The organism is Glutamicibacter sp. NPDC055354, from assembly GCF_053644955.1.
The window spans coordinates 32803-49075 of record NZ_JBSHMB010000003.1; the positions used below are offsets into that span (position 1 = coordinate 32803).

20 protein-coding genes are annotated in these 16273 nt (G+C 62.9%); 10 read left to right on the top strand and 10 right to left on the bottom strand.

The window, feature by feature from the left end; all coding sequences use genetic code 11:
• Positions 1-18 precede the first annotated feature (18 nt).
• From ACWICV_RS13420 to ACWICV_RS13430, 3 genes are read left to right on the top strand one after another with little or no spacing between them, the layout of a single operon-like run.
• Positions 19-999, top strand: coding sequence for an ABC transporter permease (locus ACWICV_RS13420; protein ID WP_400289985.1), 981 nt, complete (start codon positions 19-21; stop codon positions 997-999).
• 4 nt (positions 1000-1003) lie between these two features.
• Entirely contained in the window at positions 1004-2038 is a 1035-nt protein-coding gene (locus ACWICV_RS13425; protein WP_332594969.1) for an iron chelate uptake ABC transporter family permease subunit, read from the top strand.
• On the top strand, positions 2035-2790 hold the full coding sequence (locus tag ACWICV_RS13430; RefSeq protein WP_454091254.1) for an iron ABC transporter ATP-binding protein: 756 nt from the start codon (positions 2035-2037) through the stop codon (positions 2788-2790). Before ACWICV_RS13425 ends, ACWICV_RS13430 begins: the two co-directional genes overlap by 4 nt.
• Before the next feature lie 97 nt (positions 2791-2887).
• Here the strand turns inward: ACWICV_RS13430 and ACWICV_RS13435 are convergent, their stop codons facing one another.
• From ACWICV_RS13435 to ACWICV_RS13470, 8 genes are all read right to left on the bottom strand, one after another.
• Positions 2888-3154 (bottom strand): hypothetical protein, encoded by a 267-nt coding sequence (locus ACWICV_RS13435; RefSeq protein WP_105656412.1) that lies wholly within the window; start codon positions 3152-3154, stop codon positions 2888-2890.
• Positions 3155-3240: 86 nt separating this feature from the next.
• Positions 3241-3834 (bottom strand): GNAT family N-acetyltransferase, encoded by a 594-nt coding sequence (locus ACWICV_RS13440; RefSeq protein ID WP_454091253.1) that lies wholly within the window; start codon positions 3832-3834, stop codon positions 3241-3243.
• Positions 3835-4116: 282 nt separating this feature from the next.
• Positions 4117-4377 (bottom strand): GlsB/YeaQ/YmgE family stress response membrane protein, encoded by a 261-nt coding sequence (locus tag ACWICV_RS13445; protein ID WP_105656414.1) that lies wholly within the window; start codon positions 4375-4377, stop codon positions 4117-4119.
• A gap of 75 nt (positions 4378-4452) precedes the next feature.
• Positions 4453-5037 carry an Asp23/Gls24 family envelope stress response protein gene (locus ACWICV_RS13450; protein ID WP_332594970.1) on the bottom strand — a complete coding sequence of 195 codons (585 nt, stop codon included), beginning with the start codon at positions 5035-5037 and terminating at the stop codon, positions 4453-4455.
• Positions 5038-5039: 2 nt separating this feature from the next.
• The gene (locus tag ACWICV_RS13455; RefSeq protein ID WP_105656416.1) at positions 5040-5591 is read right to left on the bottom strand and encodes a DUF6286 domain-containing protein; all 552 of its coding nucleotides are present in this window, start codon (positions 5589-5591) and stop codon (positions 5040-5042) included.
• Positions 5588-5959: an Asp23/Gls24 family envelope stress response protein gene (locus ACWICV_RS13460; RefSeq protein ID WP_146112224.1), complete on the bottom strand. Its 372-nt coding sequence runs from the start codon at positions 5957-5959 to the stop codon at positions 5588-5590. The genes ACWICV_RS13455 and ACWICV_RS13460 overlap by 4 nt, the downstream gene beginning before the upstream one ends.
• Before the next feature lie 5 nt (positions 5960-5964).
• A complete protein-coding gene (locus tag ACWICV_RS13465) occupies positions 5965-6141 on the bottom strand; it encodes a hypothetical protein (protein WP_181148776.1) in 177 nt (58 codons plus the stop codon).
• A 24-nt stretch (positions 6142-6165) separates the two neighbouring features.
• Positions 6166-6696 carry an Asp23/Gls24 family envelope stress response protein gene (locus tag ACWICV_RS13470; RefSeq protein WP_286134072.1) on the bottom strand — a complete coding sequence of 177 codons (531 nt, stop codon included), beginning with the start codon at positions 6694-6696 and terminating at the stop codon, positions 6166-6168.
• A gap of 98 nt (positions 6697-6794) precedes the next feature.
• Here ACWICV_RS13470 and ACWICV_RS13475 point away from each other — a divergent pair, with 98 nt between their 5' ends.
• Both ACWICV_RS13475 and ACWICV_RS13480 read left to right on the top strand, forming a co-directional pair.
• Positions 6795-7337 (top strand): RNA polymerase sigma factor, encoded by a 543-nt coding sequence (locus ACWICV_RS13475; RefSeq protein WP_133833920.1) that lies wholly within the window; start codon positions 6795-6797, stop codon positions 7335-7337.
• The gene (locus ACWICV_RS13480; RefSeq protein ID WP_454091252.1) at positions 7334-7909 is read left to right on the top strand and encodes a hypothetical protein; all 576 of its coding nucleotides are present in this window, start codon (positions 7334-7336) and stop codon (positions 7907-7909) included. Before ACWICV_RS13475 ends, ACWICV_RS13480 begins: the two co-directional genes overlap by 4 nt.
• On the opposite strand, the gene ACWICV_RS13485 is transcribed toward ACWICV_RS13480, so the two are convergent.
• Positions 7906-9177 carry an MFS transporter gene (locus ACWICV_RS13485; protein WP_454091251.1) on the bottom strand — a complete coding sequence of 424 codons (1272 nt, stop codon included), beginning with the start codon at positions 9175-9177 and terminating at the stop codon, positions 7906-7908. The genes ACWICV_RS13480 and ACWICV_RS13485 overlap by 4 nt on opposite strands.
• Positions 9178-9541: 364 nt before the next feature.
• Entirely contained in the window at positions 9542-10324 is a 783-nt protein-coding gene (locus ACWICV_RS13490; protein WP_454091250.1) for a carbonic anhydrase, read from the bottom strand.
• 270 nt (positions 10325-10594) lie between these two features.
• Between ACWICV_RS13490 and ACWICV_RS13495 the strand changes: the two genes are divergently transcribed.
• From ACWICV_RS13495 to ACWICV_RS13515, 5 genes are read left to right on the top strand one after another with little or no spacing between them, the layout of a single operon-like run.
• Positions 10595-11230 carry a TetR/AcrR family transcriptional regulator gene (locus tag ACWICV_RS13495; RefSeq protein ID WP_105656422.1) on the top strand — a complete coding sequence of 212 codons (636 nt, stop codon included), beginning with the start codon at positions 10595-10597 and terminating at the stop codon, positions 11228-11230.
• 4 nt (positions 11231-11234) lie between these two features.
• On the top strand, positions 11235-12839 hold the full coding sequence (locus ACWICV_RS13500) for a carboxyl transferase domain-containing protein (protein ID WP_454091249.1): 1605 nt from the start codon (positions 11235-11237) through the stop codon (positions 12837-12839).
• Positions 12840-12854: 15 nt separating this feature from the next.
• Positions 12855-14903 (top strand): ATP-binding protein, encoded by a 2049-nt coding sequence (locus ACWICV_RS13505; protein ID WP_454091248.1) that lies wholly within the window; start codon positions 12855-12857, stop codon positions 14901-14903.
• Positions 14900-15424 (top strand): MaoC family dehydratase, encoded by a 525-nt coding sequence (locus ACWICV_RS13510; RefSeq protein ID WP_454091247.1) that lies wholly within the window; start codon positions 14900-14902, stop codon positions 15422-15424. The genes ACWICV_RS13505 and ACWICV_RS13510 overlap by 4 nt, the downstream gene beginning before the upstream one ends.
• Positions 15417-16217 (top strand): HpcH/HpaI aldolase/citrate lyase family protein, encoded by an 801-nt coding sequence (locus tag ACWICV_RS13515; RefSeq protein ID WP_454091246.1) that lies wholly within the window; start codon positions 15417-15419, stop codon positions 16215-16217. The genes ACWICV_RS13510 and ACWICV_RS13515 overlap by 8 nt, the downstream gene beginning before the upstream one ends.
• Positions 16218-16273: the final 56 nt, after the last annotated feature.

Consider the following 16273-nt stretch of genomic DNA (forward strand, 5'->3'; position numbering starts at 1 on the left):
TATTTCCACGGCGGCATAATGACAAGCACGACCTCCCCAGCCCGGACCAAGAGCAAGGCCCTTTCCGGAAAACTCGCATTGGGCATCCTCGCAGTACTGGTGCTGCTGGCGTTCTCCCTGTTCACCGGCGTCTACGACATTTTCGGCATGGACGACGGCGCCATGATGTTCGCCGTCACCCGCATTCCGCGCACCCTTGCGCTGGTACTGGCCGGAGCGGCCATGGCCATGAGCGGATTGGTGATGCAGCTGCTGACCCAGAACCGCTTCGTGGAGCCGACCACCACCGGCACCACCGAATGGGCGGGCCTGGGCCTACTGACCATGCTGGTACTCTTCCCCAGCGCGTCGCTGCTGGCCAAGATGAGCGTCGCGATTGTCTTCGCCTTCATCGGCACCATGATCTTCTTCCTGTTCTTGCAGCGCATTTCGCTCAAGGCCTCGCTGACCGTGCCGATCGTGGGCATCATGCTCGGTTCCGTGGTCGGCGCCTTCTCCACCTTCTTCGCGCTGTCCACCGACAAGCTGCAGTCCATGGGCATCTGGCTGGCCGGCTCCTTCACCTCGGTGATCCGCGGGCAGTACGAGGTGCTGTGGATCGTGGCCATCGTCGCCATTGCCATCTACATCGTGGCCGACCGCTTCACCGTAGCAGGGCTCGGCGAGGAAATCGCCACCAACGTCGGGCTGAATTACCGCCAGGTGATGCTGCTGGGCACCGCGCTGATCGCGGTCGCCACCGGCGTGGTCACCGTGGTCATCGGCAACCTGCCATTCCTCGGCCTGATCGTGCCGAATATCGTCTCGATGGTCCGCGGTGACGACCTGCGCAGCAACCTGCCCTGGGTCTGCCTGCTGGGCATTGCCATCACCACGGTGTGCGACCTGATCGGCCGCACCATCATCATGCCTTTCGAGATTCCGGTCTCGCTGATCCTGGGCGTGCTCGGCGCGGCCGTCTTCATCTTCCTGCTTCTGAGGCAGCGCAAAGTTGGCTAATCTCATGACTCACCCCGCATTGGGCATGCACCGCTCCGGCCGTTCTGCCGGCCCGCTGCCCACCCCAAAGGTCCGCAAGCGCTACTGGATCACCCTGTCCATCATGATCGGGCTGGCCCTGTTCTTCGGGATCGGCTTGCTCGCCTGGGATAACCCCATGCCATTTGGCTCCGACGGATTCTGGATCATCGCCAAGCTGCGCGCCAGCAACATCCTGACCATGGTGATCGTGGCCGCCTGCCAGTCCATCGCCACGGTGGCTTTCCAAACGGTGACCAACAACCGCATCATCACCCCGTCGATCATGGGCTTCGAAGCCTTGTACCGGGTTGTGCAGACCGGTGCGATCTTCGTGCTGGGCGTTGCCGGGGTGACCTTCTTCACCGGTGTCAGCCAGTTCGTCCTGCAAGTGGCGATCATGGTGGGCCTCTCGGTGGCGCTGTACGGCTGGCTGCTTTCGGGCAAGCTGGGCAACATCCAGATCATGCTGCTGGTGGGCATCATCATCGGCACCGGGCTGGGCTCGATCTCGACCTTCATGCAGCGCCTGCTGACCCCGAGCGAATTCGATGTCCTCACCGCACGCCTGTTCGGCTCGATGGCCAACGCCGACATGAGCTACATGCCGGTGGCCATCCCGCTGGTGGCCATTGCCGGCGGCTACCTGGTGCTGTCCTCGAAGAAGATGAACATCCTGGCCTTGGGCAAGGAAACCACCATCAACCTGGGGATCAACCACCGCCGCGAGGTCATGAAGACCTTGTTCTTCGTATCGATTCTCATGGCGGTCACCACCGCACTGGTGGGCCCGCTGACCTTCCTCGGCTTCCTGGTGGCCACCTTGGCCTACCAGCTGGCGGACACCTACGACCACCGCTACATCTACCCGATGTCCTTCCTCATCGGCTTCGTGGTCCTGGCCGGCGCCTACTTCGTCATGAAGAACATCTTCTACGCAGAAGGCGTGGTCGGCATCATCATCGAAGCCGTCGGCGGCATTACATTCCTGATCTTCATCCTGCGAAAGGGCCGGCTGTGATTACCCTCAATTCCGTCAGCAAGAAGTACAGCTCCACGGTCTTCATCGGCCCGGTCAGCTTGGAAATCCCCACCGGCGGCATCACCGCCCTGGTAGGCCCGAACGGCGCCGGCAAGTCCACCATGCTCACCATGGTCGGGCGCCTGCTGGGCATCGACCAGGGTTCCATCGAGGTCTCCGGCTACGACGTATCCAAGACCAACTCGAAGGATCTGGCCAAGATCGTCTCGATCCTGCGCCAGGAAAACCACTTCGTGACCCGCCTGACCGTGCGCCAGCTGGTGGGCTTCGGCCGCTACCCGCACTCCAAGGGCCGGTTGACCCAGGCCGATGAAGAGATCATCTCGCGCTCCATCGACTTCCTGGACCTGGGCGAATTGGAAAGCCGCTACCTCGATGAGCTCTCCGGAGGCCAGCGCCAGCGCGCCTACGTGGCCATGGTCCTGGCCCAGGACACCGACACCGTGCTGCTCGATGAGCCGCTGAACAACCTGGACATGAAGCACTCGGTAGTGATGATGCAGCACCTGCAGCGCGCTGCCCGCGAGCTGAACCGCACCATCGTGATCGTGCTGCACGACATCAACTTCGCCGGCCACTACGCCGACTACATCTGCGCAATGAAGCAGGGCAAGGTCGTCGAGTTCGGCACCCCTGATGAAATCATGTGCGATGAGGTGTTGACCAAGGTCTTCGAAACCCCGGTAAAGGTCATCCCGGGCCCCAATGGCCCGCTGGCGGTTTACTACTAGGCAACGCCATGAACACCAAAAGTTGAGCCCCGTGAACGACAACTAGTTCATGGGGCTCACCTGCATCCATTCACCCGCACTGCGGGCCCTGCTTTTGCTATTGCTTGGACTTCCCCAGCGCATTGATCGCGTCAACCATCGTCACGCCCGGATGCTGACGGCGGTATTCCTTCACATCCCGGGGTGAGAGCCCCTGTGCATCGACGGTGATTTCCTGGGGCTTCGGACTGCCAGTCCAACCCCAAAGCATCAAGGTCCAGCTGCCTACGAGCAACCCCCAGGTAGGTTCCTCCGACAGCGCCATGAGCAGAATAGCGGCGGTTGCCAGCGCCAAAAGAACACTGGTGCGCGTTGATTTGCCCATGGGACCGCCTAGCTCGCTGGGGTGGTGCTGTTCCCTTCCAGCCTTTCAAAGAACACACCGGTGATCAAGGATCCATCCCTCATCCTTTAGCAGGAGGCCTGGGCCGTCCATTCCTCAGCCAACAGCGCGTAGCCCACGGAATCCATCCATTCACCGCTGCGATGCAGGCTGTCCTTGCGGCCATGGAATTCCTTGCGCATCCCCAAACGCTCCGTCAGTCTCCATGATGGCTCATTGGCGGCAAAGCATTCGGCAGTAACCCTGCGCAGGCCAAGAGGGCCGAAGCACAGGCCCATGGCAGCGGCAACGGCTTCAGTGGCGTAGCCCTTGCCACCGAAGGAGGGATCGAAGCTCCAGCCGAGGTTGCCCTCAACGCCCTTGGCGCGCTGCTCAATTTCGCTTTGCCCCCAGCCATCCACGATATCCAGCATGACCGTGCCAATCAGCTGGGTCCCCTGCCCGGTGTCCAGTTCCACAGCCAGGTTCCTCAGCGGATAGTCCTTCGCGAAGAACAGCGAACGGAATTCTTCCAGGGTTGCTGGGCCAGCGGTAATCCACTGGGTGACATCGGCAAGCTGCCGGTAGCGCCAGAGGTCTTCCACATCAGGCGAATTCACGCGACGCAGGGACAGGCGTTCAGTGCGTACCGGCCAGCTGATCTTTTTCAGCGCATCTTCCATTCCCCAAGCCTAGCCCTACGGTTTCCAGGCGGTCCCGGCCGCCACGTTCGCTCGACTGGGATCTGACTGGTCTTGTCGATGATGGCCTTCGTAGCGGAGGGCGCCTTGCATGCCAAGTTGGATGATTCGCGCTGCACCTGGCCCCGCGCTGTCCTGGGCACTGCAGGTTCTCACCGGCATCATGCAGGCGTTGCGGCAGAAGGAAACGGGCGGGATCCATAAGGATCCCGCCCGTTCCCATTAGCCAACGCCATCAGGCTGCAGGCAGTTCAGCGCATGCCCCTAGTCGCGTTTGCTGCTGACAAAACCCCAAATGACCAGGACCAGCAGCGAGCCGCCGATGGCCAGCAGCCAGGTGGACAATGACCAGAACTCGCTCACTCCGACACCGAAAACTGCCGAGCCAATCCAGCCTCCCAGCACCGCCCCGACCACGCCGAGCAGCAGCGTGGCAAGCCAGCCGCCTCCCTGCTTTCCGGGCTTGATTGCCTTCGCGATCGCACCGGCAACGAGGCCAAGGATGATCCAACCGATTATTCCCATGTATTCCTACTTCCCCAAGAGATGCGGCACGATGCCCGTGCCGTTAATGGCTATTTTTTGTTTTCCTGGGCCGGCTCAGATGAGCACGGCCTTATTCGAATCCTGCTTTTCCGGCTTCTGGAAGCTGAACGAGATGTGCTTGCGGGAGAAAGGCACCCCCAGCACCATTTCAAGGTCAGGTACCACGCGGCCATTGACCAGCTCGATCCCTCGATTCGCCGGAGCGTCGGCGCGCAGGGTGAATCGCGCATAAAGCACCGGTTCAGCTGCATTGCCGCCAATTCGAACGTTCGCATCCACGATTTCCGGTTGCGTTCGAGCGGCCGTTTCCGCGGCTTTGGCTATTACCGAAGTCTCGATCTCGCTGACTCCTTCGCTGCTCGATTCGTATCTGAATTCATGCGCCGATGGGCGGCGCGGAATGGCAGTGATCAGCACCGCCAGCGCGAGCACGATGCCGGCAATTCCGAGCGCGAGTCCCAGTGGCAGCAGGTACTGCTGATCGATCGGCAGGCTGCTGGCAATCCGGGCTTGGCCGAGGCCAGCGCCTTGGCCAAGCCCCCACCAGACTGCTGCGAGGCCCGAGGCACCGGCCGCCAGCAGGACCAAACCGAAAATCGCCAGAATAAGTCGTTGGCGCACCACATGCGTTCTGAACATTTCTAGTTTCCCCCTCGGCGTTGCACTGAGACCTTGACCTTGGGAGCGCGTTGCAATGGCAACCCGTCGATCACGCGCTGCGCCCGCGCCTGCGCGTTTTCCCGCACGCGCTGAACCGAGTGGGCTGGAGTCTGCACGGTAACCTGGACCAGGGCCGGGCTGGTTTTCACGCTCGCGCGGGTCACCGAATCGGTTCGCTCGACCTCATGCCCCACCAAGGTTGATATTCCACGGCATGAGATTGCCTGTTCCGACCCCGCTGAAGGATCATCGGTAGTCAGCAGGATGCTCTGCCGGGGCCCTGGAATGAGCGCGCTGAGCAACAGCAGCAGACCGAGCACCGCAAGAACCACCATGGCGATCACTGCCAGGTTGTCATTGAAGCGCAAGTTGCTGACCGCGTTAATGCCCTGCTGGGCAAAACCGGGCCATTGTCCGCTGGTCAAACGCAGCAGGCAGGATAGCGCCAGGAGAATGCTCGTGGCCAATACGACGATGAAGCTGATCATCAAGGCCAGGGTGCGGGCACTGCGAACGTGCCAGAACCTGCTCATCGCAGCCTCCTGTTGCTAGTTCCTTCATCCGGCGTTGACATCCAGCTCACCCGTATATCGGTTTGCACCTGCTCAACGCCCAGATACTTGCGCAGATCAGCCGCAACCATGTTCCGCACGTCTTCGCAGGCTTGCTGGACATTGCTCGGATAGCTCAATCCAAGGTCCAAATCGACCACCACTGCACTTCCAAGCACCTCGGCCTTGGCCTTGGGCCGGCTGTCAAAATCCTTGTACTTCCCCAACCCCAGGATCCCACCCGCGGCAGAGCCGACAACTGGCACCTTATAGGCTGCTTGGGCAGCGATTTTTGAATAGACGGCCGTGTTCACCGTGGTGCTTCCACGGCTAGAGGACAGCTCTGCCATCTGCTTCACCGCCGACGTTTGCTGAACACTTGGCCGAGGTCAACCCTGTCCTGCAAAAGCCATCCGACTCCAGCGCCGATGATGGCGAAGAATGCCACCACCACGAACTGCGTGAATGATCCGAAGGCAATCAGCAATCCGGCTAGGCAGCCGATGGCCAAACCCCACTTGACGTGTAACATGTTCTGCTCCTTAGATGAGGACAGTTATTTCAGGCCATCGCGGGGCTCGGCGTCATCGTCATCGTCTTCTGGCAGGTGCACGTCGGTGACTTCAATGTTTACCTCGATGACTTCCAGACCGGTGGCGCGTTCAACCTGGGCGATGATATTCGAACGGATCTCGTTGGAGACCTCAACGATCGAGAACCCGTAGGAAACTACGATCGACACGTCGATGGCGGTCTGTTGCTCGCCCTTTTCGACGCTCACGCCTCCGGCCGCGTTGGCTTGGGCACCGGGGATGCGTTCGGCCAGCGAGTTGAAGGTCCGGCGGGCGGCGTTGCCCATGGCGTAGACGCCGGAAACTTCGCGGGTGGCGATGCTGGCAATCTTCTGGACCACACGGTCTTCGATGGTCGTCTTGCCCAGTTCGGTGTGCAGCGGACCGCGCAGCTCTTCGTGGACCGGCGTGTCATTTGCGGCCTTTGCCTTGGCCTGGCGTTCCAGCTCTTCGCCGGTTGGCTTGATGATTGGCCCTTGTGAATCGCGTTGCACCATGATGGTCTCCTCATTCATTGAACGGATATTTTTGTGCCTTACACTCATACAGACGAGAGCTACAGATTAATCCTCACACATTATGAGTGTGATATAGATCACTTAAGGAGGGGTGTTTGGAACCGACCCGGTTGACCGTGCTTGTGGGTCGTTCAATGGAGGGGGACCCCGAGGCCTTCGGCGAACTCGTCACCGCGCTGACACCCGGCCTGCGCCAATACTGCAAGACTTTTTTCAGCAGCTGGCACGATGCGGAGGATGCCACCCAGGATGCCTGGATCCGCGCGTGGCAGTCATTGGGCTCGCTGCGCGAACGTGCCGCGTTCAAGACTTGGCTCTACCGCATGGCACGAAATATTTGTCTTGATCGCATCCGCCAGCGTGCCAATGACCAGCAAACCGTGGATGATGAAGTGCTAGAGCAAACCCCAGTCCCTGACCGTGAATTGCCAGAAAACGTCGCCGTGCAACGCGGCGAGATTGCCGATGCCTGGCAGATCATCAACGGATTGCCCTCGGCGCTTCGCCAGGCGTTCGTACTGGTCGCGCTCCAAGGCATGAGCTATAAGGAAGCGGCCCTGGTGACCAACGTTTCAGAATCAACTGTGCGAGGGCGACTCGCACGGGCACGCAATGCAATCAGCGAGGCGGTGTCATGAAAACCCTTCCCTGCGGACGTACAACCGAAGACGTTTTGCTGAATCTGGATGAACCTGCAGATCTGCACGAATTGCAGTGCCGGTGGTGCCATGCCGAACGGCAGCGGCTCAAGGACCAGAACGGATTCATCACCCAACTGCTGCACAGCTCGACCCCGGAGCACCAGCCTGAAGCATTCTCGCAGCGAATATTGGGCAAAATAGCCGAGCACTCGCCATTCCAGCGGATGTGGGATGTGCAGGAAGCGGGCACGGGACTGGCCAAACGCGTATCGTCCCTGGAATTGATCAAGGCGATTCGAGCGGCATTTTCCGAGTCGACGACAGCGCAATTGAACTACACGGAGATCAAGGCGACCGACACGCAGATTCCCCACCTTAACTGGAGGGTGCAATGCCATGTGAGCATGCCTGGGGATAGCTCGGTTAAGGTTATCGAGCAGCAAGTCCTTGACTATGTTCGCTGTGCCATCAGCCCGTTGATCAGCTGGAGGGAACTGGTAGTTAATCTGGTCATTGAAGACCTGCACGGAGAAGCCATCGAGTCCATCACGCTTCAGGGCGAAAACTAGCTACGGCTTCCTTGCTCCCCTGTTCCATCGCTCCGCGGGCTTTTTCCACGCAGCACTGGCGAGCAAGCAAGCACCACAAGTCCCGCAATGGGGAACACCATCAGGGCCATGCGCAACCCGAAGTTCTCGGCAAGGAAACCCACTAGCGGCGGGGAGAACAAGAAGCCCAATCGCATGAGCCAGGAGACGATGCTCAGCCCAGTTCCCGGAGGCAGGCCGGACAGCTTGTCGGCCTGGTCCATCACCGCCGGGACCAGGGTTGCCGAGCCGAATCCAGCCGCGGCAAATCCCAGCAGCGTGCCCGGAACCGTGGGGAAGAACAACGCCAGACCCATACCGATTGCTATCAGCGCTCCCCCGAACTGGGCCATGCCGCGCTGGCCAAAGCGGTTGACCATGCCATCGCCGAGAATTCGGCCGATGAACTGGGCCCCGACCAGAGCGATGAACCCGCTGGCCGCCAGCGCCGCTGGCGCCCCCAGCTGGCCAAGATACAGCGTGGACCATGAATTCCCGGCGTCTTCAACCATTACTCCGGCTACGGAGATCAAGACCAGGGCGCTCATCATCAGCAGCAGCCGTCCGCGGGATCCTGCGGGGGCCGCGGCCCGGGCGGTTCCGGGTGCAGGTGGCGCAACAGGTTCTATGACCGCCAGTTCGGCGGATCGAGGCAGGCAGAATTTCAGGGCAGTCAGTGCCACCGCGGCGAAGAGCACCATCGATATGCCCAAATGCACTGGCAATGCCAAGTTCATCTGGATCGCTCCAGCGGCCATCAAACCGCCGATCACCGCTCCGACAGACCACAACGCGTGGAAGGAATTCAATATCGAACGCCCATAGCGCCGTTGCACCACCAGCCCGTGCGCGTTCTGCCCGACATCCGTAATCGAATCCATGGCGCCGCCCAGGGCAAAAGCCAGCACGACCAAGACCACGCCCGGCGCGCTGCCGGCGGCCAGCAAGGCCGCACCGGTAACTATCGTGCCCACGACGGCAACCTGCGCGGAACCAAAACGGCGCACCAGCGCACCTGCAGCCAACCCTGCAAGGATTGCCCCAACAGGCCATGCGGTGACCAGCAAGCCGTAGCCGGCGGTGTCCAATTCCAGTTCCCGCTTCAGCTCGGGAAGGCGCGGCGCCATATTGGCAAAGAGTGCTCCGTTGGTGAGGAACAGGGCCGCGACTGCAGCGCGGGCGCGGGAGTTGACGCTGGATTCGCTGGCTGCCATGGGGCCTTTCACTGCACGTGCATGCGGATTCTTCACGGGGAATGCTTCACTAGCATCCAGCGTCGAGAGTACCAGTGCACCTGCTGGCAAATCCCGAAACCGTGCCGAAAGGCCCGGGAATGGGTGTTTTGCGTCTGACCAGCTGCATCAGGATAGCGGCGAGCTGGCCATCCGCCGGTATTCGCGTTTCGGCTGCAACCTTGGAAGCCCAGCTGGTCCAGCAGCTGGATCGCCCCGTTCGCCAGATGCCCTGCCGCCGTGGAGCCTGCGCTCAGCGTGGCCATAGGCATTGTCAATATCGTAGAAACAACCTCAGCGAGGGTGCGAGTGATGATCGCAGAAGTTCCCGCCGGTTCCACCGGCGGGAACTTCTGGTTAATTCGCAACCGGAAAATCGGAGCTAGCCATCGAGCCAGCGCACTTCTCCGCTGTCCAGGTCGTAGACAGCTGCCACCACCCGGGTCCGCTTTTCCTGCACTGCCTCGCGAATGATGGCAGATCGCTCCAGTAGCTGCTCGGTGACGGCACGGGCATTGGCCTGCACCACTTGGTCCACCTCTTCGCTACCCGAACCTTCCACTTTTGCCCTGCGGGCAACAGGAGCAATCTGTTCAGCGAAGTCGACCATCTCGCCGGGCAATTGCGGATTCTTGGCATCTTCTTCCATTGCCTTCAAGGTGCCCGCCACCGCACCACAGGCCGTATGGCCGAGGATCACCAGCAACGGGACCGAATAGGGACTGGAAACAGCGAATTCCATGCTGCCAACCAAGGTGTCATCGAGCACTCCGCCGGCGGTCCGGGTGACGAACAGGTCTCCGATCCCCTGGTCGAACAGGAGCTCGGGGGTCACGCGGGAATCCACGCAGCCGTGGATCAGGGCGAAGGGGTTCTGGTGCTCGGCCTGCTCGCTGCGCCGTTCGGTTGCTTGGTTGGGACGTTCTGGCATGCCGTCGGCGTAGCGCTGGTTCCCGGCGCGCAGTACCTGCAGCACTTCATCGGGGGTCTGCGGGGGTCCGGCGAGGTTTGCCCTGTCCGCGTCCGTGGCCTGCGGTGATGCGCAGGCTGCCAGTCCGGCCAGGGCAATGAGCCCGGAGGCACCGGCGAGCAGGCCGCGGCGCGACGGTCCGGCTGGCGTTGGGTTTTGGCGGTTGAGGAAACGTGGTTCAGGTTGCGGCATCATGCCTTCCAGTGGCGTCTGATCAGCTGCCCAGCAGAATTAACTAGAGCTTGACAGTAAATAACATCAAGCAGTCTAGTGTTTTGCATTTGATTCATAAATAGCAAACGTCATATTTCGGCCCCTTTTAACGTGAGCGTTGCATGAGGTGCGGATGGCAGCGCCACTCGGCGTCCCCGTCCGAGGAAGATGGTGATTGACACCACACTTTTTCTTCGGTTGGATGGAAGCAGTCAATCGATTGATTGGCTCTTGAGTCACAGGGTGGTGTCCATGGAACTGGGAAAGGTCCAGCAAGCAGCCGTAGCCTGCTTTGCCCAGCGCGGTTTCGCCGCCACCGGCATCCGCGAACTAGGCAGTGCCGTAGGACTGAACTCGGCGACCCTCTACCATTACGTCGGCGGCAAGGAAGACCTGCTGGTGGGCATCATGAACGACTGCCTGGCCGCCATGATCTCCGGCGCCGAGCAGGCGCTGGCCGGCAGCAAGGACCCGGTACGCCAGCTCGCGTTGCTCGTGGCCTTCCACGTGGGGTTCACCGCCACCAATCCCAGCACCGCACGTGTCACCGAATACGAGATGCGCGCGCTATCGGCCAAGGCCCGCGAGCAGATGCAGGAACTGCGCGACGCCTACGAGCAGCTCTTCGCCGACGCGCTTCAGGCCGGCGAGCGCCAAGGCAGCTTCAGCACCGTGGACCTGGGCATCGCCCGCTTGGCACTGATGGAAATGGGCACCGGTGTCTCGCACTGGTACCGCAAGGACGGCCGGCTCACACTGGCGCAAGTGCAGTTGAACTTCATTTCCCTGGCCATGCGCATCCTGGCCGTGCCCGACGAATTCCCGTTGCCTGCGCAGCAGCTGCCCGTACCCCGGGTGATCGCCAGCGAACCGACCAGCAAGGACTGACTTCGTGAAGACCCTCTCCTCCCACTTGAACCCCGAGCAGTTCGAGCGCAACGCCGCCGACCAGGCACCGCTGCTGGCCGACCTGCACGAACGGCTCGAACGCGCTGCGCGCGGCGGCTCCGAGAAGTCCCGGCAGCGCCATGTGGATCGCGGCAAGCTGCTGCCCCGCGAACGCGTAGACGCGCTGCTGGACGACGGCTCGCCCTTCCTGGAAATCGCGCCGCTGGCCGCCGAGGACATGTATGACGGCGCCAGCCCCGGCGCCGGAATGATCGCCGGCATCGGCCTGGTGCACGGCCGACACGTGCTGGTCATCGCCAACGATGCCACCGTCAAGGGTGGCACCTACTTCCCGATGACGGTCAAGAAGCACCTGCGCGCCCAGGAAATCGCGCTGGAGAACAAGCTGCCCTGCATCTACCTGGTGGATTCGGGCGGGGCGTTCCTGCCCATGCAGGACGAGGTCTTCCCGGACCGCGAGCACTTCGGGCGCATCTTCTACAACCAGGCGCAGCTCTCCGCGAAGAAGATCCCGCAGCTGGCTGCGGTGCTCGGTTCCTGCACCGCCGGCGGCGCCTACGTTCCGGCAATGAGCGACGAGACGGTCATCGTGCGCAACCAGGGCACCATCTTCCTGGGCGGCCCGCCGCTGGTGAAGGCCGCCATCGGGGAGATCGTCACCGCCGAGGAGCTGGGCGGCGGCGACCTGCACGCCAAGACCTCGGGCGTGGTGGACCACCTGGCCGAGAACGACGAGCACGCGCTGATGATCATCCGCGATATCGTCTCCACCCTGCCGGCCAACCCGGCCCCCGCGTGGACCATCGAGAGCCAGGTCGCCGAGCCGCTCTACCCGGGCAGTGAACTGGCCGGGGTGGTGCCGGTGGATGTCAACGCGCCCTACGACGTGCACGAGATCATTGCCCGCATCGTCGATGCCAGCGAGTTCCACGAATTCAAGGCCGACTACGGCACCACCCTGGTCACCGGCTTCGCGCAGATCCACGGGCACCGGGTAGGCATCATCGCCAACAACGGCGTGCTGTTCTCCGAATCCGCGATGAAGGGCGCGCACTTCATCGAGCTGTGCGACCAGCGCGGCATCCCGCTGCTCTTCTTGCAGAACCTCGCCGGATTCATGGTGGGCCGCGACTACGAGGCGGACGGCATCGCCAAGCACGGGGCCAAGATGGTCACCGCCGTGGCCACCGCCCGGGTGCCCAAGCTGACGGTGGTCATCGGAGGCTCCTTCGGCGCCGGCAACTACTCGATGTGCGGCCGGGCCTACTCCCCGCGCTTCTTGTGGATGTGGCCGGCCGCGCGGATCTCGGTGATGGGCGGGGCCCAGGCCGCCTCGGTGCTCTCCACGGTCAAGCGCGACGGAATCGAGTCGGGCGGCGGCAGCTGGAGCGCCGAGGAGGAGGAATCGTTCAAGGCTCCGATCCGCGAGCAATACGAAACCCAGGGCAACCCCTACTATTCCACCGCCAGATTATGGGACGACGGGGTCATCGACCCGGCAGATACCCGCCGGGTGCTCGGCCTGGCCCTGGATGTCTGCGCCCGCCAGCCGCTGCCGGAGACCAGCTTCGGCCTCTTCCGGATGTAGTACGAGGAAAACACCATGACTACCAAGCTCTTTGACACTGTCCTGATCGCCAACCGCGGAGAAATCGCGGTGCGCATCATCCGTACCCTGCGGGCGCTGGGCATCGAATCGGTCGCCGTCTACTCCGATGCCGATGCCGGGGCGCTGCATGTGTCCGAAGCCGATCGCGCGGTGCGCATCGGCGCGGCTGCGGCCAATGAAAGCTACCTGGATATCGACGCGGTGATCGCCGCTTGCCGGCACACCGGTGCCCAGGCGGTGCACCCGGGCTACGGGTTCCTCTCCGAGAACGTGGACTTCGCCCGTGCGCTGGAGGCTGCCGGCATCACCTTCATCGGCCCGCCGGTGAACTCCATCAATCTCATGGGCGACAAGATCCGTTCCAAGAACCATGTCCTCTCCCACCAGGTGCCGGTGGTTCCCGGCATCGCCGAACCCGGCCTGGGCGATCAGCAGCTGCTCGCCGCTGCCGCGGACGTCGGCTTCCCGCTGCTGATCAAGCCTTCGGCCGGCGGCGGCGGCAAGGGCATGTTCGCCGTGGAATCCGCCGCAGAACTGACCGAAGCACTGGCCAGCGCCCGGCGCACCGCACGCAATGCCTTCGGCGATGACACCCTGTTCCTCGAGCGGCTGGTACGCAATCCACGCCATATCGAGGTGCAGATCCTGGCCGATGCGCACGGGAACACCGTGCACCTGGGCGAACGCGAATGCTCCTTGCAGCGCCGCCACCAGAAGGTCATCGAGGAAGCCCCGGCTCCGCTGTTCGAGAATCTGGAGCACGGCGCGGCGATCCGCGAGCGCATTGGCGCCGCCGCGGTGGCCGCTGCGCAATCGGTGGGCTACGTCGGCGCCGGAACTGTCGAGTTCCTGGTGAGCGACCAGAACCCCGACGAATTCTTCTTCATGGAAATGAATACCCGCTTGCAGGTGGAGCACCCGGTCACCGAGGAAGTCGTGCGGGTGAACGGCGCAAAGCTGGATCTGGTCCAGTGGCAGGTGCGCATCGCGGCCGGACAGCCACTGGACTTCACCCAGGACCAGGTGGCATTGGAAGGCCATGCCATCGAGGCCCGGCTCTACGCCGAAGACCCGTCCTCCGGCTTCCTGCCCTCGGTGGGCACCGTGCTGCACGTGCGCGAGCCGGAGAATGTCCGGGTGGATTCCTCGCTGCGCGACGGCCTGGAGATCAGCGCCCACTACGATCCGATGCTTTCCAAGCTCATCGCCTGGGGCCCGGATCGCACCGAGGCGCTGGCCCGCTTGGATAAGGCACTGGCGCAGACCGTGGTGCTGGGCGTGCTGACCAACAGCGAATACCTGCGGCTGCTGCTGGCCGACGAGGATGTGGCCGCCGGGGCCCTGGACACCAACCTGATCGAGCGGAAGATGGACCTGTTCGCCTTCCGCCAGGTCGGGGCCCGCGAACTGGCACTGGCAGCGCATCTGGAGGATCGGCGCATTCCAGCCGCGAATACGCCGTGGGGCCTGCGCGATGGCTGGCGCGCCCAGCATCGCCGGGCCAGCATCGGGCACTTCGACGACGAGGCCGCCGAGGGCAGGACCGCATTGCTCAGGGATCCCGATTCGAGCCGGGTGCGCGTGGGCGCCGAAGAATTCACCGTGCGGCAGGAACCGGATGGAACCCTGTCCGTCAACGGCCAGCGCACAGCACTACAGCACGCCTTCGCCGCCGATGGCACGCTGTGGCTGTGCGAGGAAGGCTGGACCGCGGCGGTGCGCAAGCTGCCCCGCGAAGAAGTCCTCGAACGCCAGCTGGCCACCATCGCCAAGCAATCCGGGACCTTCTCCCCGCATGTCCTCTCGCCCATGCCCGGCACCGTGATCAACGTGCAGGCGGCCGATGGCGATGCGGTCGCCGAAGGCCAGCTGCTGCTGAGCATCGAAGCGATGAAGATGGAGCACCAGCTCTTCTCCCCCGCGGACGGCATCGTGCGCATGACCGGGTTGAAGACCGGGGATCTGGTCAAGGCCAAGCAGGTCGTGGCCACCGTGGAAGCAGCGCAGCCAACCGAAGCACAGCATCAGGAGCAGGACGCATGAGCGAGCAAACCCACAAACGTGTCGAGCAGCGCGGCCTCTACTTCGATGAGCTGCAGCTGGGGGCCACCTACGTGCACAAGCCCGGGCGCACCCTGACCGAAGCGGATAACGTCGCGTTCACGACGATGACCATGAACAACCAGGGACTGCACCTGGACGCGGCATGGGCATCCACCCAGCCCTTCGGCAAGCCGCTGGTCAACTCCCTGCTCACCCTGAGCACCATGATTGGGCAGTCGGTGGGCCAGCTGACCGAGGGCACCATCGTGGGGCAGCTGGGCATCAATGACGTGCGCTTCCCGCACCCGATGTTCCACGGCGATACCCTCTACACCGAAACCGAGATCACCGCGCTGCGCGAATCCAAGTCCCGCCCCGGGCAGGGCCTGGCGTCCATGACGCACACCGGCCGCAACCAGCACGGCGACATCGTGGCCACCGCCACCCGCACCTGCCTGATGTGGACCCAGCAGGCGCACCAGGATTCGTTGCAGGCCAAGGGGGGAAAAGCTGATGGCTGAGTTCTTGATGGGTCCTTCCCTGCTGTTCTGCCCGGCCGACCGGCCCGAGCGCTACGCCAAGGCGGCACAGCGTGCCGATGCGGTCATCATCGATCTGGAAGACGCTGTGGCTGCCGGGAACAAGGAAGCGGCCCGCCGCGCCTTGCTGGATACGCCGCTGGATCCCGAGCGGGTCATTGTGCGCGTGAACCCGGTCGATAGCGAGCACTTCGCCAAGGACCTGGCAACGCTGGGGAAAACGGCCTATCGCACCGTGATGCTGCCCAAGTGCGAATCGGCGGCGCAGCCGGCCGCGCTGGCGGGCTACGAGGTGCTGGCGCTGTGCGAAACCGCCAAGGGCATCACCAATGCCTCGGGCATTGCCGGGGCGCAGAATGTCGTCGCGCTGATGTGGGGCGCGGAAGACCTGATCGCCTCGCTCGGCGGCACTTCTTCGCGGGGCGAGGATGGCAGCTACCGCGAGGTGGCACGGTTCGCGCGGTCGCAGGTGCTGCTGCATGCGGTGGCCCACGGCAAGGCCGCAATTGATTCCGTGTACCTCGATATCCCTGATCTGGAAGGCCTGGGCGAGGAGTCCCGCGATGCCAAGGCCTCGGGATTCGCCGCGAAAGCCTCGATCCACCCGAACCAGATGCCGGTCATTCGCGAGGCGTTCGCACCGACCGAAGCAGAACGGGAACGTGCCCGGCGGATCCTCGACGCCGCGGAGGCGAATCCCGGAGTTTTCGCTTTCGAAGGGCAGATGGTCGATGAGCCGCTGCTGCGCCAGGCCCGGGCCACCTTGGGCAGATAAGCTGTTTCCCGCCATGGGCTACAGTGTGTAGCAATGACCGCCGACAGCTGGCCAAC

Bases quoted from the DNA above. Each gene is read 5' to 3' on its own strand.
- ACWICV_RS13420 (WP_400289985.1), top strand. From the start codon at position 19: ATGACAAGCACGACCTCCCCAGCCCGGACCAAGAGCAAGGCCCTTTCC.
- ACWICV_RS13425 (WP_332594969.1), top strand. From the start codon at position 1,004: ATGACTCACCCCGCATTGGGCATGCACCGCTCCGGCCGTTCTGCCGGC.
- ACWICV_RS13435 (WP_105656412.1), bottom strand. From the start codon at position 3,154: ATGGGCAAATCAACGCGCACCAGTGTTCTTTTGGCGCTGGCAACCGCC.
- ACWICV_RS13440 (WP_454091253.1), bottom strand. From the start codon at position 3,834: ATGGAAGATGCGCTGAAAAAGATCAGCTGGCCGGTACGCACTGAACGC.
- ACWICV_RS13445 (WP_105656414.1), bottom strand. From the start codon at position 4,377: ATGGGAATAATCGGTTGGATCATCCTTGGCCTCGTTGCCGGTGCGATC.
- ACWICV_RS13450 (WP_332594970.1), bottom strand. From the start codon at position 5,037: ATGTTCAGAACGCATGTGGTGCGCCAACGACTTATTCTGGCGATTTTC.
- ACWICV_RS13455 (WP_105656416.1), bottom strand. From the start codon at position 5,591: ATGAGCAGGTTCTGGCACGTTCGCAGTGCCCGCACCCTGGCCTTGATG.
- ACWICV_RS13460 (WP_146112224.1), bottom strand. From the start codon at position 5,959: ATGGCAGAGCTGTCCTCTAGCCGTGGAAGCACCACGGTGAACACGGCC.
- ACWICV_RS13465 (WP_181148776.1), bottom strand. From the start codon at position 6,141: ATGTTACACGTCAAGTGGGGTTTGGCCATCGGCTGCCTAGCCGGATTG.
- ACWICV_RS13470 (WP_286134072.1), bottom strand. From the start codon at position 6,696: ATGAATGAGGAGACCATCATGGTGCAACGCGATTCACAAGGGCCAATC.
- ACWICV_RS13480 (WP_454091252.1), top strand. From the start codon at position 7,334: ATGAAAACCCTTCCCTGCGGACGTACAACCGAAGACGTTTTGCTGAAT.
- ACWICV_RS13490 (WP_454091250.1), bottom strand. From the start codon at position 10,324: ATGATGCCGCAACCTGAACCACGTTTCCTCAACCGCCAAAACCCAACG.
- ACWICV_RS13495 (WP_105656422.1), top strand. From the start codon at position 10,595: ATGGAACTGGGAAAGGTCCAGCAAGCAGCCGTAGCCTGCTTTGCCCAG.
- ACWICV_RS13505 (WP_454091248.1), top strand. From the start codon at position 12,855: ATGACTACCAAGCTCTTTGACACTGTCCTGATCGCCAACCGCGGAGAA.
- ACWICV_RS13510 (WP_454091247.1), top strand. From the start codon at position 14,900: ATGAGCGAGCAAACCCACAAACGTGTCGAGCAGCGCGGCCTCTACTTC.
- ACWICV_RS13515 (WP_454091246.1), top strand. From the start codon at position 15,417: ATGGCTGAGTTCTTGATGGGTCCTTCCCTGCTGTTCTGCCCGGCCGAC.